Raw genomic sequence first — 1,827 nt, forward strand, 5'->3', positions numbered from 1 at the left:
GATGACGTTGGTGAGGATTTCTTCGAGTTCTTCGGCGCGGAAGGGTAGGCCGCGGACTTGGTTGTAGGAGATGACGTCGATGAGGTATTTGCCGCGTAGGAGTAGGGCGAGTTGTCCGAGGTTCATTTCGGGGACGACGACGCGTTGGTAGCGGTGCAGGATGTCGCCGAGGTTGGCGGGGAAGGGGTTGAGGTGGCGGAGGTGGGCGTGGGCGATGTTCATGCCGTTTTTGCGGACGCGGCGGGCGGCGGCGCCGATGGGTCCGTAGGTGGAGCCCCATCCGAGGACGAGGACGTCGGCTGGATTGTCCGGGCCGGTGGGGTCGTCGACGTCGAGGGTGGGGATGCTGCGGGTGATGCCGTCGATTTTGGCTTGGCGGGTGCGGACCATGAGGTCGTGGTTGGCGGGGTCGTAGGAGATGTTGCCGGATCCGTCGGCTTTTTCGATGCCGCCGATGCGGTGTTGCAGGCCGGGGGTGCCGGGTACTGCCCAGGGCCGGGCGAGGGTTTCGGGGTCACGCAGATACGGCCAGAATTCGGGGTTGCCGTGGGTGTCGGTGTGGTTGGTTTCGGTGGCGAATTCCACGCGTAGGTCGGGGAGTTCTTCGACGGTGGGGACACGCCAGGGTTCTGAGCCGTTGGCGAGGTAGCCGTCGGAGAGCAGGAACACCGGGGTGCGGTAGGTGAGGGCGATGCGGGCGGCTTCTAGCGCCGCGTCGAAGCAGTCGCTGGGGGAGCGGGGCGCGACGATCGGGACGGGGGCTTCGCCGTTGCGGCCGAACATGGCTTGCAGCAGGTCGGATTGTTCGGTTTTGGTGGGTAGTCCGGTGGAGGGCCCGCCGCGTTGCACGTCGATGACGACGAGGGGTAGTTCGAGGGACACGGCCAGGCCGATGGTTTCGGATTTCAACGCCACCCCCGGTCCGGATGAGGTGGTGATGCCGAGGGCGCCGCCGAAGGACGCGCCGAGGGCGGCGCCGATCGCGGCGATTTCGTCTTCGGCTTGGAACGCGCGGACGCCGAACCGTTTGTGTTTCGACAGTTCGTGCAGGACGTCGCTGGCGGGGGTGATGGGGTAGGCGCCGAGGAAGAGGGGGAGGTTCGCGCGTTGTCCGGCGGCGAGGAGTCCGTAGGCCAGGGCGAGGTTGCCGGAGATGTTGCGGTAGGTGCCGGCGGGCATCGCGGCGGGTTTCACTTCGTAGGTGACGGAGAAGTCTTCGGTGGTTTCTCCGTAGTTCCAGCCGGCTTTCAACGCGGCGACGTTGGCGGCGGCCACGTCGGGTTTGGTGGCGAACTTTTTTTCCAGGAACCGCACGGTGGACTCGACCGGCCGGGAATACAGCCAGGAGACCAAGCCGAGGGCGAACATGTTTTTGGCGCGTCCGGCGTCTTTGCGGGAGAGTCCGAGACCATCGACGGCTTGCAACGTCAAATCGGTCAGGCCGACGGAGTGCACGTGGTATCCGTCGAGGGATCCGTCGTCGAGTGGGGAGACGGCGTAGCCGACTTTGGTCAGGGCGCGTGGGGTGAAGTCGTGGGTGTCGACGATGATCGTCGCGCCGCGCCGCAGGTCGCCCAGGTTGGCTTTCAACGCGGCCGGGTTCATCGCGACGAGGACGTCCGGGCGGTCACCGGGAGTCATGATGTCGTGGTCGGCGAAGTGGACCTGGAACGACGACACGCCCGGCAGGGTGCCCTGAGGCGCCCGGATCTCGGCCGGGAAGTTCGGCAGTGTGGACAGGTCGTTACCGAACGACGCGGTCTCGGACGTGAACCGGTCCCCGGTCAACTGCATCCCATCACCGGAGTCACCGGCAAACCGGATCAC

Annotated in this window: 1 protein-coding gene; it reads right to left on the minus strand. The window is 66.1% G+C overall.

The features are described from left to right. Nucleotides 1–1,827, minus strand: a 1,827-nt coding sequence (locus ACIBZJ_RS43180) for a 2-oxoacid:acceptor oxidoreductase subunit alpha (protein ID WP_395939427.1), incomplete at both ends; no start/stop codon positions are given.

Source organism: Cryptosporangium sp. NPDC051539 (genome assembly GCF_044454545.1).
Taxonomy (GTDB): domain Bacteria; phylum Actinomycetota; class Actinomycetes; order Mycobacteriales; family Cryptosporangiaceae; genus Cryptosporangium.